Genomic DNA, 18,481 nt, shown 5'->3' with positions numbered 1-18,481 from the left:
GGTTAACTGTCCTGTCGGGGTCAAGAACATGCTGTATACTGCCGGTCGATCCAGGAATGTGCTGGACTAACCCCGACGCGACAGAGAGTTTGTGAGGGTCGTCAAAAGGACCTGGACGTTTGTCCCGAGGGATAAGGAGATCCATAATGTCGCTGTCGAGCGAGACGGTTCAGGAAGCCGACCGATCCCTGGAATCGAGTCTTAGGCCCGTGGGAGCTGACGCATCGACAAATGAACGACAACTCCTGGCAGCGCTGCGAGGAGGCGAAGAAGCCGCGTTCGCCTCCTTGGTAGACAGTTATCATGCCGTGCTGCTTCGTCTGGCGAAGGGTTTCGTTCGAAGCCACGAGGTCGCTGAAGAAGTCGTCCAGGAAACCTGGGTAGGGGTGTTGGAGGGACTGGATCGGTTCGAGGGCCGTTCCTCGCTCAAGACCTGGATCTTCCGGATCCTAATCAACCGGGCCAAGACCAGGGGAGTCCGCGAGAGTCGCAGTGTGCCATTTTCATCCCTCGGGAGTTCTGATGAGGATCCTCATGAGCCCGCTGTGGATCCGGCAAGATTTCAGACAACGGGTCCCTGGGTGGATCACTGGGCCTCACCGCCCAACTCTTGGGATGAAGGTACGCCAGAGCGACTCCTCTTATCGAAAGAAGCGGGTGAATATCTCGTGAAAGCCATCGAAGCCCTTCCACCAAACCAGAGGCAGATCATCCTGTTACGAGACGTCGAGGGCTTGGACGCAAAAGAGACCTGTAGCCTGCTTGAGATCGGCGAGACGAATCAGCGGGTGCTGCTTCACCGGGCGAGGTCGAAGGTCCGACGGGCACTCGAGCAATATCTCGATGGTGGAAGGGATAAGTGTGACCAGACGGCAACCCCACAACCTCGTCGCCACTCAGCTCTCGGGGAGCGTGTTCTGCGGGGGACCCATCCCGCTTTGGCGGTGGCTCCGGATGCGCGGTGGGGGGACTGGCGCGATCGACCACGGGGCTCCGAGCGCCTATTGTCCGTAGAGCAAGTCTGAACTAGTAGGCTCGTGATCAATAGGTCGTCGGTTGCAACCGGTGGTGAAGCGAGATGCCGCAAATCGGTGGGGAACGATCCGACCGGTGGCGCCAGTCACCGTGAGTCTTGTTGTGCTCGCCATGTTCCTGATGGCCGTCCCGGCTTCGGCCGAGCCGGCGTCGTGGCCGGCGGATGCCTTGGCCTTCTTTGAACCGCTCACCTACCCGAGTTCGGAGTGGCGGGCGGATGACTTCGGCGAGGAAACGCCCGAGGCGGATCGCGCATTCTTGGAGCGATTCCAGCCGCGAGTCTTCATTGCGCCTCGGGGAATCCCTCCGATCGACTTCTACCGCGACTATCTTCCGCAGACGGTGGTGCGAGACTTAAAGAAGCGGGTTGTTCGCGAAAGGCCCGACAGGACGTCTCTCAAGCAGATCGAGCGGAATCCGCGTTTCAACCTCGACTTCCAAGGGGATATCGCGCCGTGCCGAGGAGCCGGCTGCCGCGACCATCGTGCCGTGGTGTATGGCAGATTATACCGAGAAACGATGCAGGCCCCTCCCGGCGACGAGCCGGCCCGCGCCATGGAGGTGCTGATCCTCAAGTACAACGTGGCCTTCGCAGCCAGCGGTTTGCCAGCCCGCCTGGCCTGGTATCAGGGCGTGGTTGCCAGACTGATCGGAGACCTCAACACCTGGCACGAGCTGGACATCCACGGGGCTGTGCATGTGCTCCTCAAGTCGGGGGAGGAGCGCCCATTCGCTGTTGTGCTGGCGCAGCACAATCATTTCCGGACCTATCTGATCGGGCGCGACCTGACATGGCCAACCGACGATCACCTCTCGGTATGTTACGCCGAGCGGTCGAACGAGCCATACCTCTGCCCAAGCGGTTCCCAGCCAGCTCACCACCGAGCCGTGGGCAATCCGAAACATATTCGTTACCTAGCCCGGATTATTCACGAAACTTGAAACGACAACGCCTCCGGCGTGGTATAAGTGCTGTTGCGACGCAGCATTTCCCACTCCGGAGGCGTGTCGATGCGAGCGGATGATAGCACACAGCGTGTCCTGTTCCCAGCCCTGGCGGATCGGCCGGTGATCGCCCAGTTCGACGCGGCGCACAGCAGTTCGGACGGCGGGGCGATCTTGCTGAAAGCGGTCGATCAGCGCCTGGGGCTGACCTCCCGCTTGGCGGCGTGCCTGCCCGATGTGCGCGAGCCCGGCAAGGTGGTGCACCCGCTGGTGGACTTGGTCCGGCAGCGCGTCTTCGGCCTGGCCTGCGGCTACGCCGATGCGAACGACGCGGCGCGGTTGGTGGACGACCCCGTGCACAAGCTGCTGCTGGATCGCGATCCGGTGACCGGCGACGGCCTGGCCTCGCAGCCCACGCTCTCGCGCTTTGAGAACGCGGTCGGTCCCAAAGCCCTGCTGCGGTTGGGGACCGCGCTGGCCGAGGGCGTGCTCGCCTACCACGAGCGGCGGCTCAAGGGCCGCGCCCGGCAGATCACGATCGACTTGGACCCGACGGACGATCCCACACACGGGGCGCAGCAGCTGGCGCTGTTCAACGGCCACTACGGGAGCACGTGCTACCTGCCGCTGGTGGGGTTTCTGCGCTTCGACGACGAGCCCGAGCAGTATCTGTTCGCCGCCGTGTTGCGGCCGGGCACGGCCTCGCGGGAGGGGATCAGCGGGCTGCTGGTCCGCACAATCGCGCGGCTGCGCGGGGCGTTTCCCACGGCTCGCCTGCTGGTGCGGCTCGATGGCGGGTTGGGCAGCCCTGAACTGCTGGAGCGCTTGGAGGCCGTGGGCGTGGAGTACGTCATCGGGCTGCCGAGCAACGCCGTCCTGGAACGGCGGGCGGAGAAAGCCCTGCGCAAGGCCCGACGCCGGGCGCGCGAGACGGGGCAGACGGCCACGGGGTATACCGAGTGTCGCTATGCGGCGAAGAGCTGGGCCCGGCGGCGCCGGGTGGTGATCAAAGCCGAGGTGGTGGCGCATCCCGGCCGGGCGCTCAAGGACAACCCGCGGTTCGTGGTCACCAACCGGGCCGAGCGGGCGCAGGTGGTCTACGAGCAGCGGTACTGTTACCGGGGCGAAATTGAAAATCGGATCAAAGAATTGCACCACGGGCTGGAACTGGATCGGACCAGTTGCTCGCGCTTCTGGGCCAACCAGTTCCGCGTGCTGCTGACCGCCGCGGCGTATGTCGTGCTGCAAGAACTGCGACGGTCTGCGGCGCGAACGGCCTGTGCCCGGGCGCAAGTCACCACCCTGCGCGAGTGGCTGCTCAAGCTGGGGGCGCGCGTCGTCGTGTCGGTGCGCCGCATCGTGCTGCACCTGCCCGCCTCGGCGCCCTTTCGTGAGGCGTGGTCCCAGGTCGCCCTGGCCGTCGGCGCGCGGGCGGGCTAGGCGTGGCGAGGGCCAACACGACGTTCCGCTGGCTCCCGCGGGCGAGGTGCGTCTCCGAGGGGCGCAGCCTACTCGCGGACCGGGCCCTCGGGAGCTCGCCGAGCCCCCGAGGGCTGGCAAAGCGCCTGTTGGCGCTCCGCCAGGTGTCCGGACGAGGCGAGGTATCCCGACTCGAGCTTTATCCATGGGCTTCATGAATAATGCGGGCTAGTCCTTGGCGGTCGGGCACCCCTGACCGGAGGGGAGGATAGGGTGTACGGATCGGAGTCCGGTGCTACCGAGGTGCTCTGTGGGATCGAGTTCCTGCCAGACCGCGACCCGTTATACGTGAGCTGGATTCCGCTCGGAGATAAGCTGCGCGTCTTCGGAGTGTGGCAGAACTTCTATCGGACCGGGCCGCCGGGAATGGATATGAACACCTGGCCGAACCTGAAGAAGTACTCGGATATCGCCCAGTTCTGGTACGTCCAAGACGGCGATGAAAAATTAGTGCGGGTCTTCGAACAGGCGATCAAGGGGTTTGAGGATGCGACCCTGACCCCGGTGCTTTCTTACAACGGCGCGCGACTGTGGAAGGACCTCGAGTCCACAGGTCGGTTCTGATCAAGAACGAACAGGAGGTGCGAAGATCCCGACTGCCCGGCACGGGACGCTACGGAGTCCTTCCCGACTTGAGGGTCTCGACTGTGAAGAGACGGTCCGCGAGGTTGGTGTTGACCGCGATATCGCGCAGTTCGACGATCGTCTTGGCGGGCGAATCCGCCTGCTGGATTTCTGTGCGCGTCCACACCCACGCTTGGCCGAGGCGCGCCCAGTCGATCCGTTGGGTGCGCGCCAGGCGTCCGGCAAGGTCGCGATATTCGATCCGGGCGATCGTCCAGTCGGCCGACGAGATCCAGAAGCGACGCAAGGGGAGCGGGTCGGGGCTCATCACGGATCTGGTCTCGACAACCAGATGCTCGACTCCGCCGAGCACCTCGCGCCCCACCAGCTCCCCGCGCACGCCGGCCAAGCGCGTTCCGAGCTGCTCGAATCCGAGCCCCAGGTCGGAGCGCTGGTCGCGATCGTGTTGGTGCTGCTCGTGTCCCGAGATCGTCACGCGGCGGACCTGTCGTAGATCTGGTAAGTAGAGCCAGGCCTGAGAGTCGGTCGCGCGCTCCATCTGCCACAGGAGAAACCCCTCGCCGCGTTTGTCCAACGGCGAAAGCGTGATCAGGAGCATTTTGCCAAGCGCGCCCTTCTCGCCCTGGAGATTTTTCCAATAGAGACGGTACGCGCTCCGCTGGTCGCCCCCTCGGCCGTCATCCCGATGGATCACAACCTGCGCGGTCTCGTCACGGATCGCATTGTCCTGCACGGTCACATTGCGAACCACGTCTTCGACGAGCAGCTCGGCGGCCTCGGAGGGGAGCGCAACGGCGAGCGCAGAGATCATCGCCGCCGGGATGAATTGCTTGACGCTGGCCATGAAACGGTGTTCGCGGTCGGCTCGACTGCGGCGACCCAAGAAGCTCGCCCCGAAGCCGTCCGAGTGGCAGCATACAGAACTCATAGAACCGACCGATACCCGTCGCATACGCGTGCGACTATTCACTCTACACGCGGGCGACGAGCCAAAACGTAGCCTGGCCTACAAAGTAGAGAGCCCGGAGCATCGAAGGCCTACCGCGCTCAGGACGTCTTTGGTGGAGGGACCATCGCGCCATGGCGACGCCCCAACGGGGCGCTATTGAACATTCCGGTCGTCGGGTCTTATAGTGGCGAGGCGTTTGGAGTCCGGAGGATCGTCGGGAGGGCGGCCACGGCGGTGCGTCAAACACGAGGGGCTGGTTTCGGAGCGACCATGTCATGACCGTTCGCGTGCTCGAAAGCAAGCTGTGGTACCTCCAGCGCGTCAATCTGTTTCAAGAGATGACCGCCGCGGAGATGCGCGAGCTTGAGCGCACCACCAAGATGGAGTCCGTCAAAAAGCGATCGGCACTGTTTCTGCCGGGAGAGCCGAGTCGGTACGTCTATCTGCTGAAGACGGGCCGCGTCAAGATCTCCCGCGTCTCCGAAGATGGGCGAGAGGTCACGCTGGCCCTGCTGAAACCCGGCGAGATTTTCGGTGAGGTGGAAGTCCTCGACGAGTCGCCGCGAGACACGATCGCCGAAGCGCTCGACGACAGCGCGATCTGTCTCATTCCGCGGGAGCAGTTCTTGGCCTTGGTCCGGCACAAACCGGAACTCTCGTTTCGGCTGACCAAGTTGATCGGCTCGCGGCTCCGGAAGATCGAGACCCGCGTCGAAGATTTGGTGTTTCTGGACGTCCCCTCCCGGTTGGCGCATCTCTTGGTCCAACTCGCGGAAGAGCACGGCCGGACGACCGACCGAGGTATCCGCATCGAGATCAAAATCACGCACCAGGAGATCGCCAACCTCATCGGCTCGATCCGAGAAACCGTGAGCGCAGTGCTGGGCGATTTCAAGAAAGCGGGGCTGATCGATTTCGAAGACCGCTCGATCACTCTGCTCCGTCCGGAGGTGCTCAAGCGACGGAGCGGCACGCCCTCGTCTCTCGCCGCCAGAGACAGCCGGTAATCTTTCTCTTTTTCCTTTTTGTAATCCTGCCTACATTCTTGAGGGCCGCTCCGGGAGTATCCTTCGCAAGGAATCAAGAGACACCGAAGGGCGAAGGAATCTGGCAGCCTCGGCGCGGGAAAGCTCGCCTACGTTGCCCTTCGCAAGCGAGGAAAGGAGGATTCTCATGGCAAAGATCGCGGTCATCCTTCACGCCGAACCTGGCACGCACGACAGCATGGGCCGAGCGGCACATAGTTTGGTGTACACCAAGGACTTGCGTGAAGCGGGGCACGCGGTGCAGCTCATTTTCGACGGGGGCGGGACGGGTTGGGTTCCCGAACTGAACAAGGACGATCACATGCTCCATCCGCTGTTCATCCAGCTTCGTGACCAGGGGTTGATCAAAGGCGCGTGCGACTACTGCATCGGCGCGTTCCAGGTCGACAAACAGAAAGTCAAAGAAGCCAAGGTCTCGACGATCTCCGAGTACATGGGACATCCGAGCGTGGCCAAGCTGATCGGGGACGGCTACCAGGTGATCACGCTCTGAAGCGAGGCCGGCCGTTGGCGGTTTCCCTGTCGTGGACGACTGCAAGCCGTTTATGAAGCGAGCCCCGGCCGCGGGCTGCCGGGGCCCCACACGGCAGAGTCATGTCGCGCTGACCGTCTGGGGTGCGCTCGTCATGGTCTCGACGATTGGCGCTCGCGGCCCGGTGATGAACGGGTTCGACTTGACCATGCGAAGCGTGCCCTTGGATCAGATCGTATCGGGCGGTCCGCCGCGTGACGGGATTCCCGCGCTCACCGACCCCGCGTTTGTTCCGGCGTCGTCCGCCGCGTTGCTGCGCCACCCGTGCGGCGACAAGCCCGTTGACGAGAACCCGCCAGGGCTCAGCCCCGGCGGGTTCTGCGGGTTCCTTCAGGACGATGATCGGGTGATCGGAATCCAGCTCAACGAGCAAGCCAAGGCGTATCCCATAAAGATCCTTAATTGGCACGAGGTGGTCAACGATCGCGTGGGCGGCGCGCCGGTGGTCGTGACCTATTGCCCGCTGTGCGGGACCGGAATGGTGTTCGACGCGCTCATCCACGACCGGCGCGCGTTGTTCGGCGTGTCCGGACTGCTCTACCAGAGCGACGTCCTCCTGTACGACCGCGACACCGAGAGTCTCTGGTCCCAGCTTCGGCAGGAGGCCATGACCGGTCCCAGGATCGGCACCAGGTTGACCCTGCTTCCGGCGCTCCATACGACCTGGGGAGCGTGGCGCACCACGCATTCCGCGACGCTCGTGCTCTCCACGGATACCGGCCACGCCCGCGACTACGAGACCGATCCCTACCGCGGGTACGCGTCGACCCCGCGTCTCTTCTTCGACGTCGCGGCGCGCGATTCCCGCCTGCCTCCGAAAGCCTGGGTCCTGGGCGTCAAACGCGGGGGCCAAGCCAAGGCCTATCCCTTCTCGGTGCTTGAGACCCAGCGCACGCCCGTCCGCGATCGGCTCGGGGATCAGCCGATCACGGTTCACTTTGACCCAAAGACCCGTACAGCCCACGCCACTGATCCGAACGACCGGCCGATTCCGTCTGTGGCGGCCTTCTGGTTTGCCTGGTACGCGTTTCATCCGGACACGGCCATTTACCGGCCGGCACCCGAGTAATTCGTGCATGGAGCGAGGGCTGACAACCAGCGGATTCGCGGGCTTGACTCTGGACCTAGGTCCAGGGTGTATAGTGCGCTCGATGAAACCTTCGACCATTGGGTGGCTCGCCAGAGAGGCGGGCGTTCGGGTGGATACGATTCGCTATTACGAGCGCCGGGGCTTGATCCTGCCGCCGTCTCGGCGCGACTCGGGCTATCGGGAGTATACCGACGAGGACCTCGCGCGCGTGCGCTTCATCCGGCGGGCCAAAGACCTGGGGTTTTCGCTGGTCGAAATCGCGGAATTGTTGAACCTGAAAGTCGACAAGCGGAAGACCTGCGCGGACGTCAAGCGCGAGGCCGAACGCAAGATCGCCCAGATCGATCAACGCCTTGTCGAACTCAAGCGAATGCGCGACGCGTTGAGAAACTTGGCGGCGGCTTGTCGGGGGCAAGGTCCCACCAGCGAGTGTCCGATCCTCGACGTGGTCGACCAAAGACCTATTGATCAGGACAAGAAGAGTTGGGGAAGGACACGACCACAGAGAGGCAGAACTACGTTAAGGGCGTCTCGCGGCGTCGGCGCTGGAACGTGTGCCGATGCTGCGCCACGCAAACGAAGAAGGGAGGATGACATGTCCACACAACGAACAGTGGAAGTGTTCAGCGCGGGGTGCGCGGTCTGTGACGAAACGGTCATTATGGTCCAGCGTCTTGCGTGTCCGTGGTGCGCCGTCGAGATCGTCTCGACGCGCGATTCGGCCGGTGCGGACCGCGCGCGCCGGTACGGGGTCACGCGCGTGCCCGCAGTGGCGGTGGACGGCCGCCTGCTCGCGTGCTGTGCAGAGGGCGGTCCCACGGAGGCGGCGCTGCGAGAGGCGGGCATCGGCCGGCCCACTCGCTGACGATCTGCGCGCTGGCGACCAGGCAGCAGAGCGTGCATACCGTGACGGGGGATCGTTCACATGGCGCCGCGCACGCCGCGAGCACGGAGAGGACGCGGGCCGATCGCCTGGTCAAGGTCGGGATGATCGGGTCGGTCGTCGCAGCGGTCTGCTGCGTCACGCCGCTGCTGGTGATCGGGCTCACCGCGGTCGGGCTGGGCGCCATGGCCGGTGGTCTCGACGCGGTGCTCGTTCCCTCGTTGCTGGTCTGCGTGGCTGTGCTGGCCTACGGCCTGTATCTCCGGCGTAAAGTACGGGCGGTGTGTTGTGGCCGCGAGGCGTCCCCCGAGGAGGTCAGCCATGAACGGGCAGAGCGACACTGATCTGTTGATCATCGGCGGCGGGTCGGCCGCATTTGCCGCCGCGATCAAGGCCGCGGAATTGGGCGCGCGGGTCATCATTGCGGAAAAAGGCTTGATCGGCGGCACCTGCGTAAACATCGGTTGCGTGCCGTCCAAAACCCTGATCCGCGCGGCCGAGATTTGCTATCGCTGCGCGTACCACGAGTTTCAGGGACTGACGGCATGCCCGCCGCCCTCGGATTGGCGGCGAGTCGTGGCGCAGAAGGACGAACTCGTAGCCGCGCTCCGGGAAGGCAAATACGTCCAGGTCGCCGAGGCCTATCCCACGATCTCGATTGTTCGAGGCGAGGCACGCTTGGAGGCGGACACCGCGGTCTCGATCAACGGGGCCGTCTATCGGCCGCGCGGGATCCTGGTCGCCACCGGGTCCCACCCTTGGACGCCGCCGATTCCTGGTCTGGCCGAGGCCGGATACCTGGACAGCACCGACGCCCTGAGCCTGCCCGCCCTTCCCGAGTCGATGATCGTGATCGGGGGCGGGGCCATTGGCTTGGAACTCGGACAGCTCCTTGCGCGATTCGGCGTGCGCGTCACGCTCCTGGAGGCGGGCGATCGGATCGCTCCTGCGGAAGAACCGGATGTGAGCGCCGCTATGACCGACGCGCTGCGCCGAGAGACGCTACAGATCGAAACCGGGGTTCACGTGGCCCGGGTCGAGCGGAATCAGGGCGGCTATCGGGTGCTCGCCGAAGTGGCAGGCGAGGCGCGCACGTTCGTTGCCGAGCAACTCCTCTTCACCACGGGCCGCCGCCCCACGACCGAAGGGTTCGGGCTGGAAGCGGCCGGTGTCGAGCTGGGTGTGCACGGCGAGATCCTGGTCAACGAGCACTTGCAGACCCGCAACCCCGCGATTTACGCGGCCGGCGACGTGTTGGGTGAGCCCATGTTCGTGTACGTGGCCGCGTACGCTGGCGCGTTCGCCGCCGAGAACGCGCTGACCGGAGTCGGCCGCGTGTACGACCTGTCTGTCCTGCCCCGCGTGACCTTCACGGACCCGCAGATCGCCAGCGTGGGGCTGACCGAACAGGCCGCGGCCGAGCAGGGGCTCGCGATCAAGACCGCGATGATTCATCTCAAAGATGTCCCACGGGCCGTGGTCGCCAGGAACACGCGGGGGCTGATCAAGCTGGTGGCGGAAGAACGCACGGGCCGGTTGCTCGGCGCCCACGTCCTGGCGCCCGAGGCTGGAGATGTGGTGCAGGAAGCCACGCTCGCGATTCGATATGGTCTGGCGATCCGTGACCTGATCGACACCTTCCATCCGTACCTGACCATGGCCGAAGGTTTGAAATTGGCCGCGCTCGCGTTCGATCGGGACGTGAAGAAGCTTTCGTGCTGCGCCACCTGAGTGGTACGCTCCGCGGAGATCGGGATGGATTCAGCTACATGGCCGATTTTCACAACGCCCGCATTCAACGATTTCTATGGCGGCCTTAAGAGCGGCCGTGCACCCGTGTACTCCGCGGCCTCGCGGCGATTGGACTGACCGCAAGCGGTGAAGTCGGCGAGCAACGCAATGCACAGCTACCGGAACAGGGTGCTGGTCCAAGGAGGCCGATGGTGACGAGGAATACGAATCGGAAGTACCGTGCACGGCCGGAATTTTCTGGAAATGGAGCAGAGATATCCCGAAGTGCTCGCCAAGAAGGCCGCGGAGATCATGGTGCGTAAGCCGTTAACGGTCTCGCCGGAGACGCCCATCCTCGAAGCGGCCTCCTATATGGGGCTGAAGAATTTCCGTCGCATGCCGGTCGTGGAGCAGGGCAAGCTGGTCGGGATGGTCAGCATCGGCGCCATTCATCGCGGGCTATTTTTCTCGCGCGGGGGATGCGAGCTGGAGAGCGAGCCATCCGAGAAATCGAGCCGGTCGGCCCTGCATCAATGACGCGGCCGTGAGGTCGGCAGTAGGGACGAGAGGCAAAAGGCATCTCCGAGCGTCGCTCCGAGAACCTGGATGGTCAGTTCCACCCAGGTGGCGAAGCAACGCAGGCGTTGCGTTGCGGTGACGCAAGCGAGGAAAGGAGGGCAGCATGAGTTGATCCTCACTCGGCATGACGTGAGCAGTATGAGTAAGGGTGTCGGTCAACACATACATCAACCGGAAAGGAGATTCAGATGAACGCCAAGACGAGAAAGCACACCATCGGGCCGTCCGCGCTGTTGGTCGCATTGAGCCTGGCAGGAGCCCAGGGTGATCGGAACGTAGCCTCGAGAAGAAGGGGCTCTCAAAACCCCTAGCGATCAAAGAGGAGTCCTTTGACCAAAGGCGAGTAGGGAGAGGTCATGTCGATCGCGTTCGTGCTATCCGGTGGGGCGAGCCTGGGCGCGGTGCAGGTGGGGATGCTGCGCGCTCTGGACGAACACGGCATCCGCCCCGACCTGATCGTGGGGACTTCGGTCGGGGCGCTGAACGGCGCGTTCATCGCGGGGCGGCGGGAAGCGGGCGCCGTCGATCACCTGGCCGGTATCTGGCGCTCGCTGCGCCGCAAGGACGTGTTCCCCATCGGGCCGATCCAGGGAGCGCTCGGGTACTACGGCTTTCGCAACTCGCTCGTGCGCCCGAATGCGTTGACCCGCCTCATCCGGCAACACGTAGCGCTGTCGCGCCTGGAAGACGCCGTTGTTCCGCTCCACGTCGTGGCGACTGAGGTCAGGACCGGGGCCGCGGTGCTGCTCTCCCGGGGCGATGCGGCGGAGGCGATTCTCGCCAGCACCGCCGTCCCGGCGGTGTTCCCGCCGGTGCGCATCGACGGGCGCGACCTCATGGACGGGGGCGTCTCCGACAACACCCCTATCTCTCATGCGGTCGGCCTCGGCGCGAAATCGATCTATGTCCTGCCCGCCGGATACGCGTGCACGTTGCCGCACACCCCTCGGACCGCGATCAGCATGGCGCTGCAAGCCCTCGCGCTCATGATCGGCTGGCGGCTTGCGCTGGACGTTCAGCGCTTCGAGCAACAGTGCAGGCTTCACGTTGTTCCACCGCTGTGTCCCCTCGACGTCTCTCCCGCGGACTTCGGTCGCGCGGCCGAGCTGATCCACCGCTCGTACGAGTCGACCGTGCGATGGCTGACATCAGGCCGAGCCCCTCACCCGTCCGACCAGGCTGAGCTGGTGCGTCCCCATGCCCACGCCTGATAGGTTGGACCTTGGCCAACAGGGCAAATGTTTGCCACCGGGCGCTATAGAATTCGTACCGAGAGGATGCGTCATTCCCACATACGAGAATGGGAGCGAAGACGATGATGGATGGTGGAATGATGGGCGGAGGGATCGGGCTATGGATGCTCTTGAACACGATTTTCTGGATCCTGGTGATCGTGGGGGTCGTCTTGTTGGTCGTCTGGGCGGTGCAGAAGGGTACAGGGGCGGGAAGAACTGAGGAGACGGCTCTGGAGATCCTGAAGAAACGATACGCCCGAGGCGAAGTCTCAAAGGATGAATTCGAAGAGAAGAAACGGCACATCGCGTAGAAAGGTCATGGCTCTCGGGGAAGAAGTTAGTGCGGGGGGCACGTCTCGGGATTGGTCCGCGTCCCAAACATCAGTGGGCGGAATCGAGGCAGTTAGGAACGTCCCTTTTCCGCGGCACGAGGAGAATGTTCCCCCGTCGATGAGCGTCGCACAGACCGCGGGGCTGAGCCCGTTGTCAAGGGCTTCGGTCAACGGTGACGACGCGTCCGTCACGCGGCTGTTGACCCGGGGGGTGGTCGTCGACGAAGCGGACCAGGACGGTTTGACGCCGCTGATGTGGGCGGCACGCGTAGGGCAGGTGTGCCGGGCCCCTGAAATCGCACGCAACGGCAACGCTCAGGCGGATGAAAGGCCGGTCGAGAAAGGTCTACTCCGCAACAGAGTAAAGATAGAAGTCAGCGGCGATGCCGGTGCAGACGGGTTTGTCCAAAAAAGTGCTGTCGCCTTACCAACGAAAGGTTGTCTGCGCGATTGAAGCGTTGGCGGCCTCTCCGATCTCGCGCGAGGAGAAGGTGCGGCGGTTCTTCGCGGTGCTGCGAACGACAATCTCCTTTCACGCCGCCGCACTCTTGTTCTTCTGCCCCGCGAGCGGTCGAATTGTCGGAGCCGTTTTGGAGAACCTGGACCACCGGTATCTGTATCCCCTCGTACGCTGTCTTCGAACCAAACGCCACTCCATGCAATCCAGACCCGTGATCCGCGGATCGGAGGCGTCGGTGCGCTGCGTGTACCACGAGGCCCGGCTCGCGGAGACGGTGCTGGATCCGAACCGGTTGGGGGCGTCGCTGATCGGCAGCGTTCAGACTTTGGATGGCAGCCGGATCGGCCAGTTCTGTGTGTGGCGAATTGTCGGGCAACCCGACTTCTCAAAAGTAGACGTCGCGTTCGCGGCGTCGCTGACCGTGGCACTTGGACGCGCCTTGGACGGCGGCTTCAACCCGGGCGACGAGACGGGCGAGCTGCAGCCGCTTGGGGTGCTTGCCGGCCGGAGAGGCCACCCCGGAGTGCTGGTCGTCGACCACGAAGGCCGACTGGCATCCGCGAATCGCGAAGCCCTCGATTTGATCGAACTGCTGGAGGCTCAGGCTGGTGGTCAGGCCGGGCCCATGACCCTTCCAAGGGTACTGGCTGAGACGTGCCACCAAGTTCTGGAACGGCCGGCGAGTGATCCCGAAGGGGGCGGTTATCGGTCTTCGCCGTCCCCGGCGTACCTATGTTCTCTTGGGGGGGAAAAGTTCTCGATTCGTTGCACGATGCTTCAGGCCATAGATCGGAGTTCCAAGCCGCACGTTCTCATCTTGATCGAGCGGATCAGGCAAACCGGGATTGATCTGGGGCGAGTCGTCGCGCAGTTCGGGCTCACCCCGCGCGAAATCGCGGTCGCCCAGGCCATCGCGCTTGGCCAGACCAACAAGGAGATTGCCGGCGCCCTGGAACTATCCGAGTACACGATCAAAGAGCACATCAAACGTATCATGCCCAAGCTCGGCGTCACAACGCGGTCAGGGATCTCCTCGGTGCTCGCTCGCGGGCCCTCGGGGTCCTCCTGAGCTGAGCCTGCGGCATCGGCCAGGACCAGGCGCGGCGTCGCTGATTCCCTGCTCAATCCCCTCTTTCGAGGGGATTGTCGAACCGATCCAAGTACCTTTATAGTTGTACTCTAAATCGGTACAGCATCTAAAATGGCTCCAGGAGCCATTTTGACGCCCTGTGGTCGGCCATGTCCGGGATGATTCGCGGGTTCTGACTGGTCCGCGTACCAGCAGATATCGATAGGTCCAGGCAACCAATCGCCGTATTCAACTAAGGAGTGGGCAATGGGTGAATGTTCGAGAGGTTTCAGGTTCGTAATCGGCGGACTCGCGCTGGTCGCGTGGGGGCTGGCCCTTGCTGGTCCGGCTTCCGCGGTGACTTCAACGCCCGTGGGCCCTGGTGTGCAGTGCCCGAACGATCTCGACAATATGCCGACCGGTTGGTCGTCAGGGGGCGCTCCGGGTCCGGAGGACAATGACCGGAACGGCAACGGGATCTTTGATGCCGACCCCAACGTCAAGTGTGTGCGGCTTGGCGTGACGGACGGAACCATCAGGATGTCGGACGGCACCTTCCACTACATCTTTGGATTCGTTGATTTGACCGGGGTGCCGGAGGAACACATCGTGGACTACAAGTACAAGGCGAATCTCCCGGCGCCGACCATTGAAGTCAAAGAAGGGCAGGATCTGTACATCACCGAGACCAACCTGGGATTTTTCGTCCGGGTGGATCTCGCTGACCCGCATACCCTGCACTTCCACGGCTTTCCGCACGCCATGGCGATTTTCGACGGCGTGCCCGAGCTGTCGGTGATGGTGCCTCCATACAGCGACTTCACCTACTACTACAAGGTCAATGACCCGGGAACTTACCCCTACCACTGCCACTTTGAACCAACCGAGCACATCCAATTGGGCATGGTCGGAACGATCATCGTCAAACCGGCGCAGGACACGCCTTCCGCCACGTTCGCGTATAACGACGGAGGACTAGCGCCGAACACGCAGTATGACGTGGCGTACAACTTACTCCTTCAAGAGCTGGACGCCGAGAAGCACCATAACCTGGACACGATCCAGGAGGGGCAGACCCAGTGGCACACCTTCCGGCCGCACTACTATACCCTCAACGGCCGCTCCTATCCCGACACCGTGGTTTCAAGGGACGCCCCGTGTCTGCCCGGCTGCATGTACAACAGAGAAGACTATTTTTCCCAGCCGATCTCCTCACTGATCACGGCGCAGCCCAACCAGCGCGTGCTGATCCGGCTGGTGAACCTGGGATTTCAGACCCACACCGTGACAATCCCCGGCATTCGCATGCACGTGGTGGGTGAGGACGCCAAGCTCCTGCGGGGCCCGGATCCTGACGGCGCAGGGCCGTTGGTTGGGAAGGATTTGTCGTTTAAGAAGACCGTGTACTCGATGGCTGGCGGCAAGACCGCCGACATCATCATCGACACGACCGGGTTGAACCCGGGCGAGACCTATTTCCTGCACGCGCGGGAGCTGAACAAGCAGAGCGGCCTGTCTCGGGAAGATCAACTCGCCGGGGCGCAGTCCGAGAACCAGAACGGCATGATCACCGAAATCCGCATCGTGAACTAACGTTCCAAACTGGAACAGTGTGAACCATGGCTTTGAGGGACAGAAGGAGATCGATATGTTGAGCACGGGGCAACGGCTGTTCATGGTCGCTCTGGGGGTCGCGACCCTTCTGGGCGCGACGGCACCAGCGACCGCTGCGTCGGTGGTCTACGACCTTCAGGCGAAGGCCGGGTACATCAGCACACCGGACGGCGGCCAGGTCTACACGTGGTCGTTTGGGGATGCGACCGGGTTTCGCTACCCGGGGCCGTTGATCGAGGTGAGCGTCGGCGACGACGTCACGGTCAATCTGACCAACAACCTGCCGGATCCCGACGGGGCCGGGCCTCTAAAGGCGGATCCGGTGTCGATCGTGTTCTTCGGCCAGGACGTCCCCAACCAGGCGCCGGTGTATGAAACCGTCGGCGAACGCGCCACGCTGCGCTCCCTGGCGCCCGAGGCAGCGCCCGGCGGAACCGTGAGCTATACGTTCACGGCGACGAAGCCCGGGACGTACTACTACCACAGCGGAACGTACCTCACCAAGCATCTCGACATGGGATTGATCGGGGGCATCATCGTGCGGCCCGCCGCGGCCGGCCAGGCCTACGACACGCCCGACACGGCCTACGATCGCGAGCACTTTTTGCTCTTGAGCGCCATGGATCCCATCCAACACGAGCTGGTGGAACGGGGCCAACCGTATCAGGCCACGTCGTATCTACCGGCCTATTGGTTCGTCAATGGCCGCGGGTATCCCGACACGCTCTTGCCGGATAACGTCCCGCACCTGGTAAGTCAGCCCGTGGGCTCGATGATCTCCATGTTCCCCGGCGAGCGGGTGCTCTTTCGCATGGCCACGGTGGACCGCGATCTTCACCCGTTCCACCACCACGGGAACCACGCCCAGGTGATCGCGCAGGACGGGCGGTTGCTGCAGAGCGATCCGTCGGCGGGAGTGGCTGATCTGGCGATCGGGCGGTTCACGCAGTCGGTGTCCGCGGGCCAGACCGTGGACGCGATCTATACGTGGGAGGGCAAAGATCTGGGGTGGGACGTCTACGGGCACGCTCCGGCCGATGCTCTGGAGACCGCTGAGTCGACATTGGGGCACGGCGAGGCGCTTCCCGTGGTGGTGGGGCCGCCGAGCAATGATCCGAACGCAGACCTGACATTCGGCGAGCTGTACAGCGGAAGCCCATTCTTGGGGCAGACGGGTGAGTTGGGAGCTAAACACGTCTCGCTCAACGAGGGGATGGGTGAACACTACATGATGTTTCACAGCCACCACGAGCAGGAGATTCAGAACTTTGACGAGGGTCCCGGCGGCATGATGACGCATATCATGATCATGCCGCCCACACCGTAACTGAGCGACGCACTTTCACTGATTGTTGGAGAAGAGGGAAGGGGAGCGATGTTAAGCCGAACGAGACTACAGCTCTTTGTCGGGGGTCTGGCCGTGTTCGCGAGCGCGTTGGTAGCGGGCTCTGCCGAGGCCGTGACCTATAGCCTGCGCGCGACCACCGGGTCCGTGACCATGCCGGACGGTACACCCGTGGAGATTCGGGGGTTTGCGGACTGCGGGAGCGACCCCCTCTGCGCGTCGAACCCTCCAGCCACCCTTCCCGGCCCCACGCTGGTGGTTCCAGCCGGCGACAGCCTGGTGATCAACCTGAAGAATGATCTGGACGAAGCGGTTTCGGTCCTCGTTCCTGGGATGACCGTCCAGGCCGTGCCCACTCCTGGCACAGGGCCGACCGGCGCCGGGACCTTTACGGCGGCAATGGTTGCGGCAGGGGGATCCGGTTCATTCACGTTCACGCCCCCGGGTCCTGGGACGTATCTCTATGAGAGTGGCACGAACCAGGCCGAGCAGGTCCAGATGGGTCTGTACGGCGCGGTGGTGGTGCAAGGGTATCCGGCAGGGACGTTTGACCGCGAGCAGGTGGTGGTGCTGAGCGACATTGACCCGGCGTGGCACGCCGAGGTGGCTGCGGGCAACCCCTATAACCCGATCTACTTTGCTCCGAAATACTGGTTGATCAACGGCAAGGCCTACCCCGACACCCAGGACGTGCTGGTCAAGACCGGCGAAAAGCTCCTCCTGCGGTACGTCAACGCAGGGTCGCAAGACCACGTGATCGTGATCAAGGGCTTGGCGCAGCGCGGCATTGCCGACGATGCCAACCTCACGACCTATCCCCAGGATGCGTTTACAGTGGTGATGGCCCCGGGCCAAACCCGGGACGTGATTGTCACCGCCGCGGTTCCAGGCGACTACCCCCTGTTTGACCGGCGGTTGGACATCACGAACGCGGACCAGTTCCCTGGCGGCATGATTACCATGGTCCGCGCCATCGACTCCGCATTGGCCGGCTTGGCGATCCTGTCATCGCCGCCCGCTGCCGTGACGTTGGGCGACACCCTGGTGTACGACGTGGTCGCGGTGGACGGGGCGAATCTTGACGCCGCACTCACGTACGGTGTTTCGGGCCCTGCCAGCATGGCGATCGACGGCAACGGCCGGCTCACCTGGGCCCCCGCCGCGGGCGATGCCAGCGCGCTCATCGCTGGCGCTCCCCACAGTGTGACCGTCTCGGTGGACAACGGCAGCGGGCCGGTCACCCAAGTGTTCGATGTGTTCGTCAACAGTGTGCCCCAGGTCGACCCGATCACGGACCAGACCCTCACCGCAGGCTCGCCCTTATCGGTGACCGTCATTGCGACTGATGCGGATACTGATTTGGTTCAGTACGTCCTGGTTGCCCCGCCTCCTGGGATGACGATCGACGCCGGCACCGGAGTCATCTCCTGGACGCCCACCGAGTCGCTCGTGGGCGATCCAATCACCATTCAGGTCCAAGCCGATGACAACCGTGGCGGGGTCGGCAGCCAGGCCTTTGCCGTGACCGTGGCCTCGGCCCTCCCTCCTCCGGCCGGCGGTGGGGGTGGCGGC

Annotated in this window: 18 protein-coding genes; 17 read left to right on the top strand and 1 reads right to left on the bottom strand. The window is 63.6% G+C overall.

What is annotated here, in order from left to right; all coding sequences use genetic code 11:
- Positions 1-146: 146 nt before the first annotated feature.
- The 4 genes from AB1451_10585 to AB1451_10570 all read left to right on the top strand — a co-directional run bounded on the left by AB1451_10585 (position 147) and on the right by AB1451_10570 (position 4,023).
- On the top strand, positions 147-1,025 hold the full coding sequence (locus AB1451_10585; GenBank protein MEW6683351.1) for a sigma-70 family RNA polymerase sigma factor: 879 nt from the start codon (positions 147-149) through the stop codon (positions 1,023-1,025).
- A gap of 85 nt (positions 1,026-1,110) precedes the next feature.
- Complete coding sequence (locus AB1451_10580; protein MEW6683350.1) at positions 1,111-1,977, top strand: hypothetical protein; 867 nt, start codon at positions 1,111-1,113, stop codon at positions 1,975-1,977.
- A 69-nt stretch (positions 1,978-2,046) separates the two neighbouring features.
- A complete protein-coding gene (locus tag AB1451_10575) occupies positions 2,047-3,420 on the top strand; it encodes an IS1380 family transposase (GenBank protein ID MEW6683349.1) in 1,374 nt (457 codons plus the stop codon).
- Positions 3,421-3,672: 252 nt separating this feature from the next.
- Entirely contained in the window at positions 3,673-4,023 is a 351-nt protein-coding gene (locus AB1451_10570) for a hypothetical protein (protein MEW6683348.1), read from the top strand.
- A gap of 49 nt (positions 4,024-4,072) precedes the next feature.
- Here the strand turns inward: AB1451_10570 and AB1451_10565 are convergent, their stop codons facing one another.
- A complete protein-coding gene (locus tag AB1451_10565) occupies positions 4,073-4,888 on the bottom strand; it encodes an outer membrane lipoprotein-sorting protein (GenBank protein ID MEW6683347.1) in 816 nt (271 codons plus the stop codon).
- A 380-nt stretch (positions 4,889-5,268) separates the two neighbouring features.
- On the opposite strand from AB1451_10565, the gene AB1451_10560 reads away from it, so the two are divergent.
- From AB1451_10560 to AB1451_10500, 13 genes are all read left to right on the top strand, one after another.
- Positions 5,269-6,000 (top strand): Crp/Fnr family transcriptional regulator, encoded by a 732-nt coding sequence (locus AB1451_10560; GenBank protein ID MEW6683346.1) that lies wholly within the window; start codon positions 5,269-5,271, stop codon positions 5,998-6,000.
- A 166-nt stretch (positions 6,001-6,166) separates the two neighbouring features.
- Positions 6,167-6,532 (top strand): hypothetical protein, encoded by a 366-nt coding sequence (locus AB1451_10555; GenBank protein MEW6683345.1) that lies wholly within the window; start codon positions 6,167-6,169, stop codon positions 6,530-6,532.
- A gap of 133 nt (positions 6,533-6,665) precedes the next feature.
- Positions 6,666-7,640 (top strand): DUF3179 domain-containing protein, encoded by a 975-nt coding sequence (locus AB1451_10550; protein MEW6683344.1) that lies wholly within the window; start codon positions 6,666-6,668, stop codon positions 7,638-7,640.
- Between the two features lie 82 nt (positions 7,641-7,722).
- Positions 7,723-8,526, top strand: coding sequence for a MerR family transcriptional regulator (locus AB1451_10545; GenBank protein MEW6683343.1), 804 nt, complete (start codon positions 7,723-7,725; stop codon positions 8,524-8,526).
- A gap of 32 nt (positions 8,527-8,558) precedes the next feature.
- A complete protein-coding gene (merF, locus tag AB1451_10540; GenBank protein ID MEW6683342.1) occupies positions 8,559-8,888 on the top strand; it encodes a mercury resistance system transport protein MerF in 330 nt (109 codons plus the stop codon).
- Positions 8,866-10,275, top strand: a complete 1,410-nt coding sequence (gene merA / locus AB1451_10535) for a mercury(II) reductase (protein ID MEW6683341.1) — start codon at positions 8,866-8,868, stop codon at positions 10,273-10,275. The genes merF and merA overlap by 23 nt, the downstream gene beginning before the upstream one ends.
- Before the next feature lie 240 nt (positions 10,276-10,515).
- On the top strand, positions 10,516-10,812 hold the full coding sequence (locus AB1451_10530) for a CBS domain-containing protein (GenBank protein MEW6683340.1): 297 nt from the start codon (positions 10,516-10,518) through the stop codon (positions 10,810-10,812).
- A 398-nt stretch (positions 10,813-11,210) separates the two neighbouring features.
- Positions 11,211-12,065, top strand: a complete 855-nt coding sequence (locus AB1451_10525; protein MEW6683339.1) for a patatin-like phospholipase family protein — start codon at positions 11,211-11,213, stop codon at positions 12,063-12,065.
- 104 nt (positions 12,066-12,169) lie between these two features.
- Positions 12,170-12,400 (top strand): SHOCT domain-containing protein, encoded by a 231-nt coding sequence (locus tag AB1451_10520; protein MEW6683338.1) that lies wholly within the window; start codon positions 12,170-12,172, stop codon positions 12,398-12,400.
- A gap of 404 nt (positions 12,401-12,804) precedes the next feature.
- A complete protein-coding gene (locus AB1451_10515; GenBank protein MEW6683337.1) occupies positions 12,805-13,950 on the top strand; it encodes a LuxR C-terminal-related transcriptional regulator in 1,146 nt (381 codons plus the stop codon).
- A 267-nt stretch (positions 13,951-14,217) separates the two neighbouring features.
- Positions 14,218-15,543, top strand: a complete 1,326-nt coding sequence (locus tag AB1451_10510) for a multicopper oxidase domain-containing protein (GenBank protein ID MEW6683336.1) — start codon at positions 14,218-14,220, stop codon at positions 15,541-15,543.
- A gap of 55 nt (positions 15,544-15,598) precedes the next feature.
- On the top strand, positions 15,599-16,891 hold the full coding sequence (locus tag AB1451_10505) for a multicopper oxidase domain-containing protein (GenBank protein MEW6683335.1): 1,293 nt from the start codon (positions 15,599-15,601) through the stop codon (positions 16,889-16,891).
- Positions 16,892-16,939: 48 nt separating this feature from the next.
- Positions 16,940-18,481, top strand: a 1,542-nt coding sequence (locus tag AB1451_10500) for a multicopper oxidase domain-containing protein (protein MEW6683334.1), incomplete at its 3' end; no start/stop codon positions are given.

Source organism: Nitrospirota bacterium (genome assembly GCA_040757335.1).
Taxonomy (GTDB): domain Bacteria; phylum Nitrospirota; class Nitrospiria; order 2-01-FULL-66-17; family 2-01-FULL-66-17; genus JBFLXB01.
Note: the sequence above shows the minus strand (reverse complement) of the source record. Positions and strands in the feature narration are given on the sequence as shown.